At 44.6% G+C, this 21785-nt stretch carries 18 protein-coding genes; 17 read left to right on the forward strand and 1 reads right to left on the reverse strand.

Features of this window, described 5'->3' with window-relative positions; translation table 11 throughout:
• Positions 1 to 369: 369 nt before the first annotated feature.
• From purU to QZ327_RS11440, 10 genes are all read left to right on the forward strand, one after another.
• A complete protein-coding gene (purU, locus tag QZ327_RS11395; RefSeq protein WP_294619392.1) occupies positions 370 to 1227 on the forward strand; it encodes a formyltetrahydrofolate deformylase in 858 nt (285 codons plus the stop codon).
• Positions 1228 to 1238: 11 nt separating this feature from the next.
• A complete protein-coding gene (hisH, locus tag QZ327_RS11400; RefSeq protein WP_294619394.1) occupies positions 1239 to 1829 on the forward strand; it encodes an imidazole glycerol phosphate synthase subunit HisH in 591 nt (196 codons plus the stop codon).
• A 53-nt stretch (positions 1830 to 1882) separates the two neighbouring features.
• Positions 1883 to 2605 (forward strand): 1-(5-phosphoribosyl)-5-[(5-phosphoribosylamino)methylideneamino]imidazole-4-carboxamide isomerase, encoded by a 723-nt coding sequence (gene hisA, locus QZ327_RS11405; protein WP_294619396.1) that lies wholly within the window; start codon positions 1883 to 1885, stop codon positions 2603 to 2605.
• 64 nt (positions 2606 to 2669) lie between these two features.
• Positions 2670 to 3428, forward strand: coding sequence for an imidazole glycerol phosphate synthase subunit HisF (hisF, locus tag QZ327_RS11410; protein ID WP_294619397.1), 759 nt, complete (start codon positions 2670 to 2672; stop codon positions 3426 to 3428).
• A 62-nt stretch (positions 3429 to 3490) separates the two neighbouring features.
• Entirely contained in the window at positions 3491 to 4099 is a 609-nt protein-coding gene (hisIE, locus tag QZ327_RS11415) for a bifunctional phosphoribosyl-AMP cyclohydrolase/phosphoribosyl-ATP diphosphatase HisIE (RefSeq protein ID WP_294619399.1), read from the forward strand.
• 28 nt (positions 4100 to 4127) lie between these two features.
• Positions 4128 to 4838, forward strand: a complete 711-nt coding sequence (locus QZ327_RS11420) for a cell division ATP-binding protein FtsE (protein ID WP_294619401.1) — start codon at positions 4128 to 4130, stop codon at positions 4836 to 4838.
• A 35-nt stretch (positions 4839 to 4873) separates the two neighbouring features.
• Positions 4874 to 6193 carry an aspartate kinase gene (locus QZ327_RS11425; protein WP_294619403.1) on the forward strand — a complete coding sequence of 440 codons (1320 nt, stop codon included), beginning with the start codon at positions 4874 to 4876 and terminating at the stop codon, positions 6191 to 6193.
• Between the two features lie 151 nt (positions 6194 to 6344).
• Positions 6345 to 7505: a diaminopimelate decarboxylase gene (lysA, locus tag QZ327_RS11430; RefSeq protein WP_294619405.1), complete on the forward strand. Its 1161-nt coding sequence runs from the start codon at positions 6345 to 6347 to the stop codon at positions 7503 to 7505.
• Between the two features lie 438 nt (positions 7506 to 7943).
• Positions 7944 to 10289 (forward strand): heparin/heparin-sulfate lyase HepB, encoded by a 2346-nt coding sequence (hepB, locus tag QZ327_RS11435; RefSeq protein WP_366143352.1) that lies wholly within the window; start codon positions 7944 to 7946, stop codon positions 10287 to 10289.
• A gap of 132 nt (positions 10290 to 10421) precedes the next feature.
• The gene (locus QZ327_RS11440; protein WP_294619409.1) at positions 10422 to 10904 is read left to right on the forward strand and encodes a ferritin; all 483 of its coding nucleotides are present in this window, start codon (positions 10422 to 10424) and stop codon (positions 10902 to 10904) included.
• Between the two features lie 68 nt (positions 10905 to 10972).
• On the opposite strand, the gene kbl is transcribed toward QZ327_RS11440, so the two are convergent.
• Positions 10973 to 12163: a glycine C-acetyltransferase gene (kbl, locus tag QZ327_RS11445; RefSeq protein ID WP_294619411.1), complete on the reverse strand. Its 1191-nt coding sequence runs from the start codon at positions 12161 to 12163 to the stop codon at positions 10973 to 10975.
• Positions 12164 to 12318: 155 nt separating this feature from the next.
• Between kbl and QZ327_RS11450 the strand changes: the two genes are divergently transcribed.
• The 7 genes from QZ327_RS11450 to QZ327_RS11480 all read left to right on the forward strand — a co-directional run bounded on the left by QZ327_RS11450 (position 12319) and on the right by QZ327_RS11480 (position 21500).
• Positions 12319 to 13275, forward strand: a complete 957-nt coding sequence (locus QZ327_RS11450) for an NAD-dependent epimerase/dehydratase family protein (protein WP_294619413.1) — start codon at positions 12319 to 12321, stop codon at positions 13273 to 13275.
• 20 nt (positions 13276 to 13295) lie between these two features.
• Positions 13296 to 14144 (forward strand): DUF4348 domain-containing protein, encoded by an 849-nt coding sequence (locus tag QZ327_RS11455; RefSeq protein WP_294619415.1) that lies wholly within the window; start codon positions 13296 to 13298, stop codon positions 14142 to 14144.
• Between the two features lie 5 nt (positions 14145 to 14149).
• Positions 14150 to 15130, forward strand: a complete 981-nt coding sequence (gene murB, locus QZ327_RS11460) for a UDP-N-acetylmuramate dehydrogenase (protein ID WP_294619417.1) — start codon at positions 14150 to 14152, stop codon at positions 15128 to 15130.
• 334 nt (positions 15131 to 15464) lie between these two features.
• Complete coding sequence (locus QZ327_RS11465; RefSeq protein ID WP_294619419.1) at positions 15465 to 17663, forward strand: discoidin domain-containing protein; 2199 nt, start codon at positions 15465 to 15467, stop codon at positions 17661 to 17663.
• Complete coding sequence (locus QZ327_RS11470; RefSeq protein WP_294619421.1) at positions 17660 to 19426, forward strand: O-antigen ligase; 1767 nt, start codon at positions 17660 to 17662, stop codon at positions 19424 to 19426. The genes QZ327_RS11465 and QZ327_RS11470 overlap by 4 nt, the downstream gene beginning before the upstream one ends.
• The gene (locus QZ327_RS11475) at positions 19423 to 20952 is read left to right on the forward strand and encodes a hypothetical protein (RefSeq protein WP_294619423.1); all 1530 of its coding nucleotides are present in this window, start codon (positions 19423 to 19425) and stop codon (positions 20950 to 20952) included. The genes QZ327_RS11470 and QZ327_RS11475 overlap by 4 nt, the downstream gene beginning before the upstream one ends.
• 2 nt (positions 20953 to 20954) lie before the next feature.
• Positions 20955 to 21500: a DUF5043 domain-containing protein gene (locus QZ327_RS11480; protein ID WP_294619425.1), complete on the forward strand. Its 546-nt coding sequence runs from the start codon at positions 20955 to 20957 to the stop codon at positions 21498 to 21500.
• Positions 21501 to 21785: the final 285 nt, after the last annotated feature.

Below are 21785 nucleotides of genomic sequence, written 5' to 3' on the forward strand. Positions count from 1 at the left end.
TGATTTCATTTTATCATTGCTATCTCTCTCGATTGCGGTTGCAAAGGTAGGCGTTTTTTTTGAATCTGCAATAGCTGTGGCAAACTTTTTTTTGAGGATTTTGGCGTGTGTGTACTTTATGCTCTCATATATAGATTGTTGAGAGAAATGGAAATTTTGTGATTTAACAACTATTTAGGATATTGTTTGTATAACATTTAGGTAGTATTTAGTGTTTGATTGGGAATTTGTATATAGAGAAAACGAAACAAATCGCGCCTACTTTTAAACTTTATGCTTGAAATGTTCGTTGTTTTGCAATAAATCGTTATTTTTGCGAACTCAAAACAAGAATGTTGTAATTAGAAAACTATAAAAAGAGATTTTAGGATGATGAAAACGGCAAAACTGTTACTTCACTGTCCCGATAAGCCGGGTATCTTGGCAGAAGTAACAGACTTTATAACGGTGAACAAGGGTAATATTATCTATTTGGATCAGTATGTGGACCACGTAGAGAACATTTTTTTCATGCGTATTGAGTGGGAATTGGAAAACTTTCTGGTTCCTCAGGAGAAAATAGAGGATTATTTTGAGACGTTGTATGCGCAGAAATACGGGATGAATTTCCGTCTTTACTTTTCGGATACAAAACCGCGTATGGCTATTTTTGTGTCAAAGATGTCGCATTGCCTGTTTGATCTGCTGGCACGTTATACGGCAGGTGAATGGAATGTGGAGATACCTCTTATAATAAGTAATCATCCGGATTTGCAGCACGTGGCAGAACGTTTCGGCATACCTTTCTACCTTTTTCCTATTACAAAGGAGACAAAAGAGGAACAGGAGAAGAAAGAAATGGAGCTGCTCGCCAAGTATAAAGTAAATTTTATCGTATTGGCGCGTTACATGCAGGTCATTTCCGAGAAAATGATAGATGCTTACCCTAACCGCATTATTAATATCCACCATTCTTTCCTTCCGGCGTTTGTAGGGGCAAAACCCTATCATGCAGCGTTCGAACGTGGTGTGAAGATTATCGGTGCCACCAGCCATTACGTTACTACGGAACTGGACGCGGGACCTATTATCGAACAGGATGTAGTGCGCATCACTCATAAAGATACTGTACAGGACTTGGTGAATAAAGGCAAGGATTTGGAGAAGATAGTCCTTTCGCGTGCCGTTCAGAAACATATCGAACGCAAGGTGTTGGCGTATAAGAACAAGACCGTAATATTTAATTAATCAGTTGATGGATGAAGGTTGCAGTTGTCAAATATAATGCCGGTAATATCCGTTCGGTGGATTATGCGCTGAAACGTTTGGGTGTTGAGGCTGAGATTACGGCAGATGAAACGGTGTTGCGTGCTGCGGATAAAGTTATTTTTCCCGGAGTGGGAGAGGCGGAAACCACCATGAATTTTCTGAATGCCGAGGGGATGGGCCGATTGATAAAGGAATTGCGCCAACCGGTATTGGGCATCTGTTTGGGCATGCAGTTGATGTGTCGCCATTCGGAAGAAGGAAATGTGGACTGTCTCGGGATTTTCGATACCGATGTGAAACGTTTTGTCTCGCAAAGGCATGAGGATAAAGTGCCTCATATGGGTTGGAATACGATTACGCAGACTGACAGTGCCCTTTTCAAAGGATTTTCAAAGGAAGAGTTTGTCTATTTTGTACATAGCTTTTACGTTCCGGTCAACAGTTATACGGCTGCCGTAACGGATTATATACTTCCGTTCAGTGCCGCTTTGCATAAGGATAACTACTACGCCACTCAATTCCATCCCGAAAAGAGTGGAAGCGTAGGCGAACGTATCCTGCAGAATTTTCTGGACTTATAGGTAAAAGGGTTTGCTGCCTGATAATTCAAAATTCATAATTCGCAATTAGTCAAATGATAGAATTAATTCCCGCTATTGATATCATCGATGGAAAGTGCGTACGCCTTTCTCAGGGTGACTATGGTAGTAAGATAGTGTATAACGAGAACCCTGTAGAGGTGGCTAAGGAACTTGAAGCGCATGGCATCCGCCGTCTTCATGTGGTAGACCTTGACGGAGCCGCTTCCCATCATGTGGTGAATTACCGCGTACTGGAGCAGATTGCTTCCCGCACTTCTTTGGTTATAGACTTCGGCGGCGGGTTGAAAAGCGATGAAGATTTAGTCATTGCCTTTGAGAGCGGTGCGCAAATGGTAACGGGCGGCAGTATTGCCGTAAAGAACCCGGAGCGTTTCTGCCACTGGTTGCAGACATACGGTTCTGAAAAAATTATTCTGGGTGCGGATGTCAAAGACTATAAGATAGCTGTCAACGGTTGGAAAGACGAGAGTGCTTGCGAACTGTTTCCTTTTTTGAAAGATTATGTAGGGAAAGGTATCCGCAAGGTTGTTTGTACGGACATCAGTTGTGATGGTATGTTGCAAGGTCCTTCCATACCTCTTTATAAAGAAATACTGGAAACGCATCCCGACCTCTACCTCATAGCCAGCGGCGGAGTGAGTTGTGTCGATGATATTCGTCGGTTGGAAACTGCGGGTGTGCCTGCCGTCATTTTTGGTAAGGCGCTGTATGAAGGATGTATAACTTTTAAGGAACTGGAAAGGATTATGATTTAAGATTTTAGATTTCAAATTCAAATGTCATACCAAATCGGAAATCTAAAATTTAAAATAAAGAAGAATGTTAGCAAAAAGAATTATTCCCTGTCTTGATATCAAAGACGGGCAGACCGTAAAAGGAACTAATTTCGTAAACTTGCGTTGTGCAGGCGACCCGGTTGATTTGGCGCGTGCTTATAGCGAGCAAGGTGCCGATGAATTGGTCTTTTTGGATATTACGGCAAGTTTCGAGGGACGTAAGACGTTTGCCGAATTAGTGAAGCGCATTGCTTCCAATATCAGCATACCTTTTACGGTAGGTGGTGGAATCCATGAGTTAAGCGATGTGGACCGGCTGCTGAATGCCGGTGCAGACAAAATATCTATCAACTCTTCTGCCATTCGTCATCCAGGATTGATTGATGAGATTGCCAAGCATTTTGGTTCGCAAGTCTGTGTGTTGGCGGTCGATGCCAAGCAGACGGAAAAAGGCTGGTGGTGCTACCTTAACGGCGGGCGTGTGGAGACGGATAAAGAACTTTTTTCTTGGACAAAAGAAGCGCAGGAACGTGGTGCGGGCGAGGTGCTTTTTACCAGCATGAACCATGACGGCGTAAAGACCGGATACGCTAATGAAGCCCTTGCCACCCTTGCCGACAGGCTTTCCATACCTGTTATCGCATCCGGCGGAGCAGGTGCGAAAGAACATTTCCGTGATGTCTTTCTGGAAGGAAAGGCAGATGCGGCTTTGGCTGCCAGTGTTTTTCATTTCGGAGAAATTAAAATTCCCGATTTAAAATCGTATCTTTGCGCGCAAGGAATCGCAATGCGCCAAATTTGAAAACAATGGTTGGGAGAAGTGATAAGGCGATAAAGTGATTATACCTAATAATATATATAAAGATGTTGGACTTTGACAAAATGAACGGACTCGTTCCGGCAATCATACAAGATGCTGATACAGCAAAGGTGCTGATGTTGGGTTTCATGAACAAGGAAGCATACGACAAGACGGTGGAAACCGGTAAGGTGACTTTCTTTAGCCGTACCAAGAACCGCCTTTGGACCAAAGGAGAGGAGAGTGGCAATTTTCTGAATGTAGTTTCCATAAAGGAAGATTGCGATAAGGACACGTTGCTTATCCAGGTACATCCGGTAGGACCGGTTTGCCACACAGGCACGGATACTTGCTGGGGCGAGAAGAACGAACAGCCCGTTATGTTTCTGAAACTTCTTCAGGACTTCATTGACAAGCGTCATGCCGAAATGCCGGAAGGCTCTTACACTACCAGCCTGTTTCAGTCCGGTGTCAACAAAATGGCGCAGAAGGTAGGCGAAGAGGCGGTTGAGACGGTTATTGAAGCTTGCAATGGTACTGATGAACGCTTGATATACGAAGGGGCTGACTTGTTGTACCACCTCATCGTACTGCTGACCTCTAAAGGCTATCGTATCGAAGATTTGGCGCGTGAGTTGGAAGAACGCCATAGTGCGAGTTGGAAAAAACACTGATAATTAAAGGTTAAAAATAAAAGCGGGAATGGACGCTGAAACGCTGATACGATATAAAGATGTGGAGATACACCAGCAGGAACTGTGTGTGTTGAACGATGTGAACTTGGAACTGCACAAGGGAGAGTTTGTTTACCTTATCGGTAAAGTCGGTTCGGGCAAGACGAGCCTGCTTAAGACTTTTTACGGCGAACTGGATGTTGCGGCGGGTGAAGCCGAGGTACTGGGATATGATATGTTGCATATCAAACGCAAGCATGTTCCGCAGTTGCGCCGTAAGTTAGGTATTGTCTTTCAGGATTTCCAACTGCTTACCGACCGTACGGTGTACGACAACCTTGAATTTGTGCTTCGTGCCACCGGATGGAAAAACAAGGGAGAGATAAAGGAACGAATCGATGAAGTATTGCAACTGGTAGGCATGAGCAATAAGGGGTATAAATACCCTAATGAACTGTCGGGGGGGGAACAGCAACGTATTGTGATAGCGCGTGCCATGCTCAACTCTCCGGAAGTGATTCTTGCCGATGAACCTACGGGAAACTTGGATGTGGAGACAGGCTTTGCCATAACCCGGCTTTTGCATAGTATCAGTGCGGCAGGTTCGCTTGTCATTATGACTACGCACAACATGCAGTTGCTTTGGGAGTATCCGGGACGCGTATATCGTTGTGCCGACCATTTGATAACGGATGTAACGGGGCAATACTCCATAGCGCCGTCAACAATAGAAGAATAAACAAAATTATATAACATTTTAATACAGGAACGAAAATGAAAGTTTTAAAGTTTGGAGGTACTTCAGTAGGTTCGGCTCAGCGAATTAAGGAAGTAGCCAAATTGATTGCCGATGGTGAACGTAAGATTGTGGTTCTCTCTGCCATGTCGGGTACCACAAACACATTGGTTGAGATTTCGGACTATCTGTACAAGAAAAATCCGGAAGGTGCTAACGAGATTATCAACAGGCTGGAAGCGAAATATCGCCAGCACATTGATGAACTCTATGCCACTCCCGAATATAAACAGAAGGGGCTGGAACTTATCAAATCTCATTTCGACTATATCCGTTCTTACACCAAAGACCTCTTTACACTGTTTGAGGAAAAGGTAGTGTTGGCACAAGGCGAGTTGATTTCCACTGCCATGATGAACTACTATTTGCAGGAATGCGGTGTGAAATCGGTTTTGCTTCCGGCTTTAGAATATATGCGTACGGACAAGAATGCGGAGCCCGATCCTGTGTATATTAAAGATAAACTTCAGGTTCAACTCGAACTGCATCCCGATTCTGATATTTATATAACGCAAGGTTTCATCTGCCGCAATGCTTACGGCGAGGTAGATAACCTGCAACGTGGCGGTAGCGATTACACGGCTTCTTTGATAGGAGCTGCTGTCAATGCTTCCGAAATCCAGATATGGACGGACATTGATGGCATGCACAACAACGATCCCCGTATTGTGGACAAAACCTCTCCGGTGCGCCACCTGCATTTTGAAGAAGCGGCCGAACTGGCATACTTCGGTGCTAAAATTCTGCATCCCACCTGTATCCAACCTGCCAAGTACGCCAATATCCCTGTGCGCCTGCTCAACACAATGGACCCAACTGCTCCGGGCACGCTTATTTCCAACGAAACGGAGAAAGGCAAAATCAAGGCAGTAGCGGCTAAGGACAATATTACAGCTATTAAAATCAAATCCAGCCGCATGCTGCTTGCTCATGGTTTCTTGCGCAAGGTATTCGAAATCTTTGAAAGTTACCAGACTTCTATCGACATGATTTGTACGTCCGAGGTAGGTGTGTCCGTTTCTATTGACAACACCAAGCACCTGAATGAGATTTTGGATGATTTGAAGAAATACGGTACGGTGACGGTAGATAAAGAGATGTGTATCATCTGTGTGGTAGGCGACCTTGAATGGGAGAATGTCGGCTTCGAAGCGAAGGCACTCGATGCCATGCGCGATATACCGGTGCGTATGATTTCTTTCGGTGGCAGCAACTACAATATCTCTTTCCTTATTCGCGAATGCGATAAGAAACAGGCTTTGCAGTCGCTCAGCGATGCGCTGTTCAACGAGGAATAAGATATCTCTTTATAAATTCAGGCATGGATTGCGCGGATCTCACGGATAAGTAAATAAGAAGAAGCCGTGAAACCCATGTACTCCGTGCCTGAAAAATATAAAGCACCTTCTTCACTTTTTTCACTAAACCAAAGATTACATATTATATTATATGAAAGGAATATTTCCTATTGATAAATTCCGCGAATTGCGTACTCCGTTTTATTACTACGATACGAAAGTGCTGCGCGATACTCTTGCATGTATCCGTACCGAAGCGGCTCGATATGATAACTATTCGGTGCATTATGCGGTAAAAGCCAATGCTAACCCTAAAGTGCTTACCATTATCCGCGAAAGCGGAATGGGAGCGGACTGCGTGAGCGGCGGTGAAATCCGTGCGGCAATCAAGGCGGGTTTTCCTGCCGATAAGATTGTGTTTGCCGGTGTGGGTAAGGCAGATTGGGAGATAAATCTCGGATTGGATTACGATATATTCTGTTTTAATGTAGAGTCCGTCCCCGAGTTGGAAATCATCAATGAGTTGGCGGGCGCTAAAGGCAAGGTGGCAAATGTTGCTTTTCGTATCAATCCCAATGTAGGCGCGCATACCCATGCCAACATCACTACCGGTTTGGCGGAAAACAAATTCGGCATCAGCATGCAGGATATGGATCATGTGATAGACGTGGCACAAGAGATGAAGAACATCAAGTTCATAGGACTGCACTTCCATATAGGTTCGCAAATATTGGATATGGGCGATTTTGTAGCATTATGTAATCGGGTCAACGAGTTACTGGATAAGCTTGAGGCTCGCCAGATACGCATTGAACACGTCAACGTGGGTGGTGGTCTTGGTATAGATTACGGACATCCCAACCGTCAGCCCGTGCCCGACTTCAAGAGTTATTTCGAAACTTACGACAATTGCTTGAAACTCCGTTCTTACCAGACGCTTCATTTTGAGTTGGGACGTTCGGTGGTAGGTCAGTGCGGTTCGCTTATCTCGAAAGTGCTGTATGTAAAGCATGGCACTAACAAACAGTTCGCTATTCTTGATGCGGGTATGACGGATTTGATTCGTCCTGCACTCTACCAGGCATTTCACAAGATAGAGAACATCACTTCCGATGCTCCGCAACAGACTTATGATGTGGTAGGTCCTATTTGCGAGTCGTCCGATGTCTTTGGCAAGGCTGTCGACCTGAACGAGGTGAAACGCGGCGACCTTATCGCCCTTCGTTCTGCCGGAGCTTATGGAGAAATTATGGCCTCAGGCTATAATTGTCGTGAGTTGCCGCAAGGCTATACATCGGATGAGTTAGTATAGACGTATGGAAACGTTATAAAAATCCTTAAACGGAGATACTGAAATTCCGGTTGATATATCGTTCTGTTATTCAGAAGAGTTTGCAACGAAGAGGTTGCTTGTTTGGAATGACAGAACGATATATCAACCGGAATTTTAATATACTCTATTTCTTTTTATTTCAGATAAATTGAAAAATTATCGGCATTAAATTGTTGGCTTATTGTGGTGTTCCGTTGCTTTACCATGAGTACAGCGTCGCTTTATTGTAGGTACAGTGTTACTTTATCTGGGGTACGGTATTACCGTATCGACTATATAGTACGGGGTTATTTAGGATAAACAAAAATAAAGTTGTAATGTGATGGCTATTAATACTCTATAAACTCTTTTACTTTTATTGCTACTTACTTTTTTTATTGTATTTTTACGCCACTAACATTCGATGTAAATTCCATTATGAAACACAAATCAATTTTATTTTCAATTAGTCTGATAATAAATTTATTGACTCTTTCGGCGCAAGAATTACCGAAAGAAGTAGTTTGGCAAGAGGTAGAAGGGGTTAATGTACCGATTCCTCCTCAAACACACCCTCGTCTGTATGTTCGTTCGTCCGATTTGCCCGCTTTGAGAGAACGTATGAAAACCCCTCAGGCGCAACAGACTCGCGCACTCATGAAAGAGTTGGGCAAGGACCGTACCTCTGCCGAAGAAGCTGCTGTTACAAACCGTGGTTTCCGCTACTACTACGAGATGCGTGGCGTTACCACGCGGGCACAGTTGCAAGCCCTTGATTATTTACTGGAAGGTGATAAGCGCCTGGCACGTAAGGCAATTACTGCCATGCTCGATACTTTGCAGCGTGCCTCCTTTGGCACCCGTGCCGATTTGTCGAGAGCCAGTGGAGCCATGCTGATAACGGGCGCTATGGTGTATGACTGGTGCTACGACCAAATGAAGAGTTCCGAGAAACAAGCTTATGTCAAGGAGTTCATCCGCTTGGCTAAGAGTATGGAATGTGGTTATCCGCCACACAATAATCAGCCTATAGCGGGACATCCGTCGGAGTGGATGATTATGCGCGATATGCTGTCGGCAGGTATTGCCATTTACGATGAATACCCCGATATGTATAATCATGTCATTACCATGCTATATCGCGATTATATTCCGGCACGCAACTATTTCTACGGAGGGCAGAACTATCATCAGGGTACAAATTATATACATGTTCGCTTTGCCTGTGACCTTTTTCCATTGTGGATTTTAGATAAAATGGGAGCCGGCAGTATCTACGATGCTTCTGCGAGGTTCGTTCTCTACGACATAATCTATCGTCGGCGTCCCGATGGAGTACTGTTGCCTTCGGGCGATGACTATCCGCAGAACCGTCCTGCAACGCAGCTTACCATGCCGGTGCCCATGTTTTTGGCTTCCAGTTACTATAAAGACGAATATCTGGCGTATGAGTTTGAACGTAATCCCCATTTGGATAAGTCGGGCAATGAGTCCATGAATCATTGCCTGATATACGATTTGTTGTGGCGCGACTATAGTCTGAAAGGGAAAACTCCCGATAGTCTTCCTTTGACACGTTATTCCGGTACTCCCTACGGTTGGATGATTGCTCGTACGGGATGGGATGCCAATAGCGTGATAGCCGAAATGAAAATCAACGAGCAGTTCGTAGGTAATCATCAGCACATGGACGGGGGCGGTTTTCAGATTTACTATAAAGGTCCTCTTGCCATTGATGCCGGTGCTTATAGTGGCAGTTCGGGAGGATACAACAGTCCTAACAATAAGAACTACTTCAAACGTACCATTGCACATAACTCATTGCTGGTGTACAATCCTGATGAACAGTTCGGTTGCTGGAACTACGGTGGTGGTGCAAAGACCCGCTTCGCGTCCAACGATGGTGGGCAACGTATGTGTGGTGACGGTTGGAAAACCTGTAATTCGCTTGACAGCCTTTTGACCGAGGAGTATACGGTAGGTAAGGTGTTGGCACACGGATTTGGTCCTGATTCGCGGACTCCCGATTACTCATATCTGAAAGGGGATATAACCCAGGCATATACCCGTAAGGTGAAGGAGGCGAAACGCTCTTTCGTGTTTCTTAATCTGAAATCCGAAAAAATGCCTGCTGCACTGATTGTTTATGACAAGGTATCGGCATCTAATCCCGATTTCCGTAAATATTGGTTGCTGCACAGTATCGAAGAACCTGTGCTTGAGGGGAATGCTTTCACAGTGCGGCGCACGAAAGACGGTGATAGCGGTATGTTGCACAACACCGTCCTTTTGCCTCAGGCAGACAATGTACGTGTTGATAAGGTAGGTGGTTCTGGTAAGGAAAACTGGGTGTTCGGTACCAACTATCCCAATGATGCCGTGGCTCCATATCTGGATAATGCTAACGAGCGTGGAGCTTGGCGGGTAGAGGTGTCGCCTGTTGCCCCTGCGGTTACCGATAACTTCTTGAATGTAATACAAGTTGCTGACAACCGATGCGACAAGTTGAATGCCGTGCAACGTATTGATGGGGAACGGATCGTAGGTGTCCAATTGGCGGACCGTGTAGTTGTTTTTGCCAAGAATAGCGAACTGTTGTATAAAAACTTCACGTTCACTGTCAGTGGGGCAGGTACGTATAAGTTTGTCATCACCGACCTTAAAGCGGGTAATTGGCAAATAAAGAAAGATGGTCGTGTCTTTATCCCGCTGACAGAGGTTAGGGCTGCAGAGGGCGTTCTTGCTTTCGAAGGTACGGCAGGCAGTTATGAGTTTTGCAGGTGATTTTAAAAGGAAGTGTAACTCGTGGCTGGCTTCGGTTGTACTTTTTTTACTAAATAATGTTATCGGAATAAACAAACTTCATGTGTTCTTGTTATATTTGTAATCATTTCAATTTACTTAATAAATATAATTATGATAACAGAAAAATTACAGAATGCAATTAACGAGCAGATTACGGCTGAAATGTGGTCTTCCAACCTTTATTTGGCGATGTCCTTCTATATGGATAGAGAGGGTTATTGTGGCATGGCTTCCTGGTTGAAGAAACAAGCGATTGAAGAACACGGACATGCTTGTGAACTGGCATCGTATGTCATCAAGCGTGGCGGTAAGGCTACATTGGATAAGATTGATGTTGTTCCCAATGACTTCGGTACTCCGCTCCAAGTATTCGAGCAGGTTTACGAACACGAATGCCGTGTGTCAAAGATGATTGATGCGCTTGTAGATGTAGCTGCTGCTGAAAAAGATAAGGCTTCTCAAGACTTCTTGTGGGGATTTGTTCGTGAGCAGGTAGAAGAAGAAGCTACTGCTTCCGGTATCGTAGATATGGTGAAGAAAGCCGGTGCAACCGGAATTTTCTTTGTGGATGCGAAACTGGGTGAAAGAAAATAAAAAGAATACGGTAATAAAACGACAGGGTGGCAAGGCAATAGCTTTGTCACCCTGTTTTTTTATTTATTTCATCCTTTCAGTACGCCCAATTCTTTTCCTACCTTTATAAATGCTGCGATGCATTTATCCAAGTGTTCTTTGTCGTGTCCGGCAGAAATCTGTACGCGGATGCGTGCCTGCTCTTTCGGCACGACAGGATAGTAGAACCCGGTTACATAGATGCCTTCTTCCTGCATGCGTGCCGCATACACCTGAGACAACTTGGCATCGTACAACATTACGGCACAGATAGCACTTTGGGTAGGCTTGATGTCAAAGCCTGCGGCAGTCATCTTGTCGCGGAAATAGTTTACGTTTTCTACCAACTTGTCGTGCAAGGCATTGCTCTCTTTCAGCATCTTGAACACTTCGAGACTGGCACCGATAATGCCCGGGGCCAATGAATTGGAGAACAGATACGGCCGGCTGCGCTGGCGCAAGAGGTCGATAATCTCTTTACGTCCGGTGGTGAAACCGCCCAAGGCGCCGCCGAAAGCCTTGCCTAATGTGCCAGTATAGATATCCACACGTCCGTAAGTGTTATAAAGCTCGCTCACACCGTGTCCCGTAGCGCCTACTACACCCGCAGAGTGAGATTCATCTACCATTACCAATGCATCATATTTCTCTGCCAAGTCGCATATTTTATCCATAGGAGCCACATTGCCATCCATAGAGAACACTCCGTCCGTCACGATGATGCGGAAGCGTTGCGCCTGGGCTTCTTGCAGACATTTTTCAAGTTCTGCCATGTCGGCATTGGCATAACGGTAGCGCTTGGCCTTGCAAAGGCGTACACCGTCGATAATGGAAGCGTGGTTCAACGAATCGGAGATAATGGCATCCTCTTCAGTGAAAAGCGGTTCGAATACGCCGCCGTTGGCATCGAAGCAGGCAGCGTAAAGAATGGTATCTTCCGTCTTGAAATAATCGGATATGGCAGCCTCCAGCTCTTTATGGATATCTTGTGTTCCACAGATGAAGCGGACGGACGACATGCCGTAACCGCGGCGTTCCATTATTTCCCGGGCGGCGGCTATCAGGCGGGGGTGATTGGAAAGTCCCAAGTAATTATTGGCGCAGAAGTTCAGCACTTCCTTGCCTTTTACGGTAATAGCAGCTTGTTGTGCGCTCTCAATCAGGCGTTCCTCTTTATAGAGTCCCGCTTCTTTTATTTCAGCAAGAGTTTTGCTGAGATGGTCTTTCATTTTACCATACATAGCTTTCTATTTTTATAAGTGATACATCGTTGTTTGAAGCTCTACAAAGGACATCATTTTTCTTGGAATAAACAATATCTTTTTGATAGAAAAATGAAAAAAAAGTACGTATATTTGCGACTTGGTAATGAAAAAATACCTTATAAATAAGTTGTATGAAAAATATTTTGGTAATTGGAGCCACAGGACAGATTGGCTCAGAGTTGACTTTAGAGTTGCGTAAGCGCTATGGTGATGACCATGTAGTAGCCGGATATATTCCGAGCGCTATGCCGCAGGGTGAATTAAAAGCCTCGGGTCCTTCGGCAATAGCCGATGTGACAGACCGCCAGTCCATTGAAGTAGTGGCACGACAATTCAAGATTGATACAATATATAATTTGGCCGCTTTGCTGTCGGTAGTTGCCGAAAGCCGTCCGGCAATGGCGTGGAAAATCGGTATAGACGGATTGTGGAACGTGTTGGAAGTGGCGCGCGAATACGGTTGTGCCGTGTTTACGCCAAGTTCTATCGGTTCGTTCGGCGAGAACACTCCGCATGTACAGACGCCGCAAGACACTATCCAGCGTCCGCGTACCATGTACGGTGTAACAAAGGTGACGACTGAATTGCTGAGTGATTATTATTATACGAAATACGGTGTGGATACCCGTGCGGTGCGGTTTCCGGGAATTATCTCCAACGTGACACCTCCGGGTGGCGGTACGACGGACTATGCGGTAGACATCTTCTATTCGGCTGTGAAAGGTGAGAAGTTCGTATGCCCCGTAAAGGCGGGTACGTTTATGGACATGATGTATATGCCCGATGCCATTAATGCGGCTATCTCGCTTATGGAGGCTGCTCCGGCACGCCTGAAACACCGGAACGCTTTCAACATTGCTTCCATGAGTTTCGATCCGGAAATGATTTATGCCGCTATCAAGAAGCATGTGCCCGATTTTGAGATGACCTATCAGATAGATCCTCTGAAGCAGGCGATTGCCGACAGTTGGCCCGATTCGTTAGACGATTCTTGTGCCCGTGACGAGTGGGATTGGGTGCCACAGTTCGATTTGGAGTCTATGACCGTGGATATGCTTGAAAAACTAAGAGCAAAATTAAATAAATGACCGTAGAGGGGCGGTAAGGAATGAGACATTTATTCACGGGAGTTTTTATACTCGTCTTTCTGTTCTCGTGTGGGAACAGAAAGACGAAAATGGATCCCTTTGCTACCATTACCGAAATGGTGGATTCGGCAAGCCATAAAGCCGATACGCTGCAACAGGTAGAGGTGAAGGAAGAACCTAAACCGTTGGAAGCGGACGAACTGTTTGATGATTTCATCTTCAACTATGCTTCGGATGAGGCTTTACAGCGGGAGAGGACAGTTTTTCCTTTGCCTTATTATAACCGGGATACTCCCTCGAAAATAGAGGAACGTTCCTGGAAACACGATTATCTGTTTACCCGGCAAAATTACTACACGTTGCTCTTCGACCACGAAAACGATATGGATATGGTGGGCGATACGGCATTGAAGTCAGTACAGGTGGAGTGGATTTACCTGAAGACGCGCATGATGAAAAAGTATTACTTCGAGCGTAAGAAAGGCGTATGGATGCTCGAAGCTATCAACCTGCGTCAAATAGAGGAGGGTGAAGACGAGAATTTTGTAGATTTCTATACCCGCTTCGTGACGGACAGTTTATATCAAAGCCGGCACATTGCCGACCCGTTGCAGTTTGTTACCATTGATCCCGATGACGAGTTTGCCATATTGGAAACCACTCTTGATGTAAACCAATGGTATGCTTTCCGTCCGTCGTTGCCTGTAGACAACTTGTCCAATATCAACTACGGACAAAAGAATGAGGATAATTCGAATACGAAAATCCTGAAAGTAAACGGCATTGGCAACGGATATTCCAATGTCTTTTATTTTCGCAGACGGGGCGGAGAGTGGAAAATGTATAAATACGAAGATACGAGCATTTAAGATTTATGAGAATACCCAATACATTCGGATTTGATGTGAAAGCTGCCGTGTATGCAGAATATCACTCGGTAGAGGAACTGGAGAAATGGATAGCCGAGGGGCGTATTACTTCTCCTTTTTTGCATATAGGAAGCGGCAGTAACCTGCTTTTTATCAGCGATTATGAGGGCATTGTATTGCATTCCTGCATTGGTGGTGTGGAAGTGACTGCCGAAGATGACAAACAAGTGTCCGTGCGTGTGGGTGCAGGGGTGGTATGGGACGATTTTGTCGCCTATTGCGTAGAGCGGGGTTGGTATGGTGCGGAGAATTTGTCGCTGATTCCCGGTGAAGTAGGTGCGAGTGCCGTGCAGAATATCGGTGCCTATGGTGTGGAAGTGAAAGATCTCATTTCATCCGTAGAAACGATAGACATCTGTGGCAAGAAACGTGTGTACCGGCAAGATGAATGTGAATACGCCTACCGTAAAAGTCTTTTCAAGAAGGCGGAAATGAAGTCGGTCTTTGTGACTTATGTGAATTTCATACTGAGCAAGCAAGAGCATTATACATTGGATTACGGAACAATCCGCCAGGAACTTGCCAACTATCCGTCTGTAAACTTATCCACCTTGCGCCGTGTGATTATAGATATTCGCGAAAGCAAACTGCCCGATCCGCGGGTGCTGGGCAATGCCGGAAGTTTCTTTATGAATCCCATCGTTCCGCGTGTGCAATTCGAAACTTTGCTGAACCAATATCCCGCTATGCCTCATTATGAAGTGGATGCCGACCGGGTAAAAATTCCTGCCGGCTGGTTGATAGACCAATGTGGTTGGAAAGGCAAGGCGTTAGGACCTGCCGCCGTACACGACAAGCAGGCTTTGGTGCTTGTAAATCTGGGTGGTGCAACTGGAAAAGATGTAGTTGCTTTGTCGGATGCCGTCAGAACTTCGGTAAAGGAGAAGTTCGGGGTGGATATTTCACCGGAAGTAAACTTTATATAGTTGATTGCCGGATTGTATTGTTGTCTTTCACAAATCTTTTCTGATTATTTAATCTAAGATATATTCTTCGCGCTTCGTTTTGGATATCCGCAGAATGATATCCGATTTTGGCTTTTACCTTCTTTTTGCCTTTTTCTTCCATATTTTTAAGCCCTTGGTGTCTTTTTTGTTTGTAATAACCGGTCATCCTTTGTAAGTACAGTTCAAATAGTTGTAAAAATTGACCAAGACCGTTTTTTACAACTATTTGAACAGTATTCTCAATTCATAGTCTTACAATTCACATACTTTTATGCAATCAATAATTGAAATCTTGATTTTAATACTTGAAAGCATGAAACAGATGTTCTTTTTGGCAGGCGTATTGATAATCGTCATGTCCTGCCACCCTTATTCAAGAGAAGTGGAAGCGGCGTTGGCACTCTCCGGTGATAACCGCTCCGAGTTGGAGCAAGTGCTCAATCATTTTAGGCAGAAAGATAGCCGGAAATTTGAAGCGGCATGTTTCCTGATAGCCAATATGCCTTATCATCAAAGTAAAGAAGAAATAATTCCTGATTCTTCTTATAGTAATCATTTTCGGAAAACAGATTCTCTTTATGAAGCTATTTTTTCTCATCTTCCCATTTCAGAGATGCGCTTTGTGAAATATGATAAGTATGATTCGGTTATTCGTGAGATGTCTGCATACTTTGACCGGCTTCCTGAGGTTATTAAAAAGGTAACTGTAAAAAGTGATTTGGAATGTATAAAGGCTGATTATTTGATTGACAATATAGAACAGGCATTTGCCATTTGGAAAACTATTCCTCGATTGCGAACGATGGGTTTTGAAGATTTCAAAGAACTGATACTTCCTTATCGGACTACGGATGAATATGCTGAATTGTATAAACGTTCGGAACTTCGGCAACTGTTCGGGCAACGGTTGATGCCGGCAGACAGCATTTCTACGGTCGAGGTATTGGAACGGTATAAAGTGTATACCGAAAAGTGCCGGCGGCTCAATAATTATATTAAAACGAAAAGGAATGCAGGGATATTCTATGATTTCCTGTTGCGAAAGGCGGGTTGGGATTGTCAGAATACCACCAACTGGACGTGTGATATCCTGCGTGCTTGTGGTGTCCCTACCATATATGAATTTACCCCTAAGTGGGTAGAGAGAGACAGTAGGCATTTCTGGTGCTGTTCTCCCGATTCGTCCGGCATCCTTATGCCTTATACTCCTCCGGAAAATAACTTGTGCGAAGATTGGGAAACAAATTTGCAATATGCAAGCAAAGTATATCGCATGACGTTCGGTGCACAGAAAGACACACCTTATTTTATGGCTGGCGATGACGAATATATTCCTGCTCCTTTTCTTACTCCTTTGTTGAGTGACCAGACTTTCCGTTATCATCAGACGGTTACATTGAGATTTCCTTTGAAGGAGGAGATTCCCAACAAGGTGGTATATCTGTGTATGCTCACGCGAGGAGAACCACAGCCGGTAGGTTGGGGAGTGGTTGACAACCGTAAGAAAGAGATTGTTTTTGAGCAGGTTCCGCTCAATATGCTTTTTGTTCCCGCCTATTATGACGGAGATATGATGATTCCTATTCTCGAACCGTTCATGATACAGGCTGCTAAGGAACACGAAGTGATTTCCCGTCCGCTGACAGTCAACAGACAAAACAAGATAACAGAGTTATCCATACGTGATGGTATGCTTTATCATACCGGAATTTGGAACAGGAAAGCAGAGGGAATAAGTTATATGCCGATAACTTGCGATACGACACAGCGGACAACCATGAGGGTATATCGCAAGTATCCGGAAAAGAAACGTTTGAAAACGTTGCATCGCCAGCTGAACGGTGCCATATTTACTGCCAGCGACCACGAGAAGAAAAGACGTTATTTCGACACGTTGCATACATTGGATTATGTGCCGCACTCCTATCTTCAGGAAGTTGACCTGCACAATACTCGAAAGTATCGTTATTATCATTTCAGTAATCTGAACAGAGGCAAGGTGCATACCGCCCACATGGAGTTTCTGGGTCCTCGTTCTTCGGCGCATACCTGCACGTCGCCTACTCCTTTACCGGTATTTTCGGATACTGCCAGAGTACCGGTACCGGGTGATACGTTATATCGTATCCACGGGACTCCGATACAGTACCGTGGTGCTACGGCACACGCTTTCGATGGGAATTTCGAGACCTATGTGAGCGCCTCTATTATCGGTATGGACTTTAAAGAGCCTGTGCAGATTACACACGTTCGGTTTGTTCCGAGGAATGCGAACAATATGATTATTACGGGAGACAGTTATTTGTTGATGTACTATGACGGCAGCGAATGGAAGGAACATCTGCCGATTATATATGCTGAAACTAATTATCTTGATTTTACGGATGTACCGGTCGCTTTCCTTTACTGGCTGCGTAACCTGACAAATGGCAAGGAAGAACTTCCTTTCTTTTATCAGAATGGCAAGCAGTATTTCCTGCACGTTGATACGCTCGAAACGGCTTGTCGATGAAAAGGGACTTTTCAATCGCAGGTTTGTCCGTGTTGCTGGCGTTGCTGCCGGTAGGTGCGTCTGTGTATATAAGTGGATTATGCCATCCCACACATTCGTCTGCCGTTGCAGGTATGGGTTTGGTGATATGGGTTGTGGGGCTTTATACGGCTTGTTGTGTACGGAATGGCGGGTCGGGGTTCTCGTTGCCCGATTTGTTTGCAGGGATGCTTGCCGTTGTTGCGGCAGGTTGTTATCTGAAGTCTCCCGGTTTGCAGGGTTTGGGCGGTTTGTGTTTGCCGATACTTTACGTAAGCATTCGCCGGGCGGGTAAGATAAAGTCGTCCATCGTTCTTTGCGGTGTGGCGGTGGCGCTCATGCCGCTTTCTTTGTACGGATATTTGCAGTATTTCCGGCTGTTGCCCTCCCACAGTCCCTATTTTCCGATTACCGGACCTTATCACAATCCGGCTGTCTATGCCGGTGTGGTGGCAATGTTGTTGAGTGTACTTGTTGCCGTTCTCATAATTAGAACGTGTCGCCGCATGCTGGGTAAAAGAGTGAAAAGAGGAATCATGGCAATCGTCTTGTTGGCAGTTCCGGTTTTTCTGCTGACGGAAGCGCGTGCCGCTTGGGTTGCCTTGGGCTTTTCGGTAGTGTATACTTTCTTTCACGAATACCGGGACAGGTGTACGTCTCTTTTCCGGAAGCACTGCCGGGTTATCCTGTGCGTTTTGCCCGCACTGTTACTGTTGTGTGCCTTGGCTTGCTATCGTTTCAAACCCCATTCGGTCGACGGCAGGCTTCTTATATGGAAAGTAAGTTTTCACATGATAAAGGAGAAGCCGCTGACCGGCTTTGGAACAGACGGCTTCTCTGCCAATTATATGTTTTATCAGGCGCGCTATCTGGCTACGGAAGGCACTGAGCATGAGAAATACCTTGCGGGCGACACGCATCTGGCTTTTAATGAGCCTGTCCGGATAATGGTGGAATACGGGCTTGGTGGCATCCTGTTCTACCTGCTGTTTGTCGGATTGGTTATGAAGCTTCCGGCAAGGAACAATGCGGTGTCGCGTACGGCGCGTGCAATCCTTTTGGCAATGCTTGTTTGGGGACTGTTTGCCTATCCACAGCGTGTGTTTCCGGTGATGGCTTTCTCTGCCGTGGCATTGGCTTGCCTTGCCAATCAGTGCAGGCCCTTACGGGTGGCTCGCCGTTCTTTTGCGCGGATGCTTACCGCTTTCCTCTTTTTGGGAACGGTATTGCTGGGCGTCCTTGGTGCTTCCACCCTGCAAGCCTATTACCGTTTGCAGTCCTTGGCTCGCCAACCAACGGTCGATATACGGGAGATAGCATCACTCCGGCAGTTTATGGCAGGAGAACCTGCATACAGATACGCTTATTGCCGGCTTTTGGACAGGCAGAAACAGGACAGCCTACTGAAAGAACAACTGGACGCCTGCATTCGTGTACGGCCTTCGCCCGCCAACCTTGTATGGAAGGGCGATGTACATCGGCGGCTCAGGGAGTATGACGAGGCGGAAGCAGCCTATAAAACAGCCGGTGAAATGGTTCCTGCCATGCAAACGGCAAGAGGTCGGTTGGCTTTCCTCTATCACGACCTCGGCAGGGAAGAAGAGGCGCTTCGGTTAGCAGAAGAACTCTTGACGGAGAAAGTAAAGGTATATGGATTCGATACTCATATCTTGCGGCTGAAACTTAAAAAGACCTTCGAAGGTAAATTAAATAATTGTTTAATTACAAAAAAACAAAAATTATGAAAAACATTAAGCGCAAACATCTGTTGTTTGCCTTGTCGGCATTGCTAAGCATTTGCTTCTATGCCTGTTACGATGGAGAAGAGTGGAGCGTCCAGCAGGGCGTTCACCGCATATCTCCTACGAAGCGTAACAAACAGCTGACCACATCCGTGGCACGTCAGTGGTACGAGTTGCATTACGACCCGGTGGTTTCTGTCAGCACTCGTTCCGGTGGCGGCGATGAGATGCCTGCCTTGATTAAGCCCAAGTGGGCGAACGCTACGGAGCGGAATCGTGGGCGTTATGAAGTAGTCCAGATGCCTATCCTGACGCGGACTAGCCGTATCATTGTCGATGAAGATACCCGTCTTCATTTCGATGAACTACGTATGCAGAAGAAACTACGCAACTCTACCCATTTAGTCATTTTGAAAGATTTGAAGACCGGAAACATCCGTAGTTTCATATCCGTCTTTGTCGGTTCTTACGATTATCTGAAGAAGACAACGCGGATGAGTCGGAACACGTATCTTTATCGCGAAAAGGATTTCGATGGCAAGGTGTTGTTCTTCAAGTTGAACGGCAGTATGATAAACGGCTGGAAGTATCGCGATGGCAAGATTGTGGGCAAGATAACCCCGATTGATGAGGATACGAAGATACTGATGACCCGCAGTGGTTATTGGGAAGAAGAATGTCGTATCGAAACCAATTACGAATATGTGGAAGAGTGTGAAGATGCACCGGAAGAAACTGATTGGGACGAGGAATACGGAATAGGTCCCGTGATAAGGCCGCCTATTTGTGAAAATGTGTTAGTACCTATTGATACACGAGTTTGTGAGTATGTTTGGGTAGAAGAAGACGATGATGATATTGAAGGTGGAGTTGATCCGGAAGAGGGAGAATCGCAGATTGTGTCACTTAAGGCAAAAAATATATTTCAAAACTCTGAACTTTCGGAGCAGGATTGGAAATTGTTGGAGGTTAGACTTGATTCTATTATAGAGAAATGTATGGGAGCTGGACTATATAATAGTTTATTAGACTCTCTTAATGGTGCTACAATTATTTTTCAGTTCTCCGATAACAAAGATGCTGCATATAGACCGGAGACAAATATCCTTAAATGGAATAAAGAAATGGATAGTAATGAGCTTTTCCATGAATTATTTCACGCCTATCAATTACGGACAGAGGAATCTGCCGCTTCTTTTAAGAAAGCTATGTTGAACCTTGAAATCGAGACTCATTATGCACATTATCTTTATTTAAGAGGAATGGAAGAATATGAAACAAGTGAATGGAGAAAAGGTGTCAAAGGGGGCGATAAGCGGATACTGGCTTCTATGAATTTGAAAGTTTATTTAGATGAAAAAGGACAATTGTTAGAAGATGTTCTGATGGATCCTTTGGAAATTTATTGGGAACAGACTGTTTTGCCCATATTTAGCGAATTTAATGAATATGATACGTATTCGTATGACAAAAATCGTGATATTTTATCTAATTTTACAAATTTATCAAATATAACCAAAGATTGCTAATTATGAAAACAACTGTAATATGTCTGTTTTGTTTGTTCGCCAGCCTTATCGTAGCTGCACAAACCAATTATTATAATGTAGATAAGACGTTTTATGAGAAAGGTTATACATATCAGTGTGATGTTCTTGAAGGGGCGTATTATGTGACTCTTTATAATGTAGAGAACCGATTTACTAACGTTAAGCAAGTAGATAGATATACGGGTAAAGGTATTACCACAAAAGAAAATATGCGGGAAACGCAATTGGAAGATGATTCGTGGACAAAACCTAAATGTTTCTCAATTATCAATGGGGCTTTTTCGCAGGAGCAAAAACAATTAATACAAAATCAAGAGTTCTGTATCATATTGTATGTTGACCCTGATACCGGGAAAATAGCTGATGTAGAGTATCAGTTCTTAAGTCTTTCACCTTATGGTTCTATTCCTATTTCTGTTTTCCGCGAAATAGAAGTGGAATTAAAGAAAAATGTCTGGTTTGTTCCTACCAAATATGGTAAAAGACGGAATTTTATAATTGTAGGGTGGAGACACGAAGTAAGATGAGTAATGAAGTATATATTTGATATTGGTTAGTAACCTGTCGGCTTTTCTGTTCCGGATGATGTAATCATGACGAAAGAATAGAAAAGATTTATTGAATAAAATACCTTCGAAGCTATCAGGCTCTTCGCCATCGAAATAAGATTCAGTTTCATTTACGTGAGTTTGAGTGTTGTTCATGGCGGAGAGCCATTCAATAATTAAAAATTAGAAGTTTATGAATGTTGTTAATTTATCATCTGTATTATGAAAACAATAAGAATTATTTTATTACTGTTAGTGGTTGCG

This window comes from uncultured Bacteroides sp. (assembly GCF_910578895.1).
In the GTDB taxonomy this organism is placed as follows: domain Bacteria; phylum Bacteroidota; class Bacteroidia; order Bacteroidales; family Bacteroidaceae; genus Bacteroides.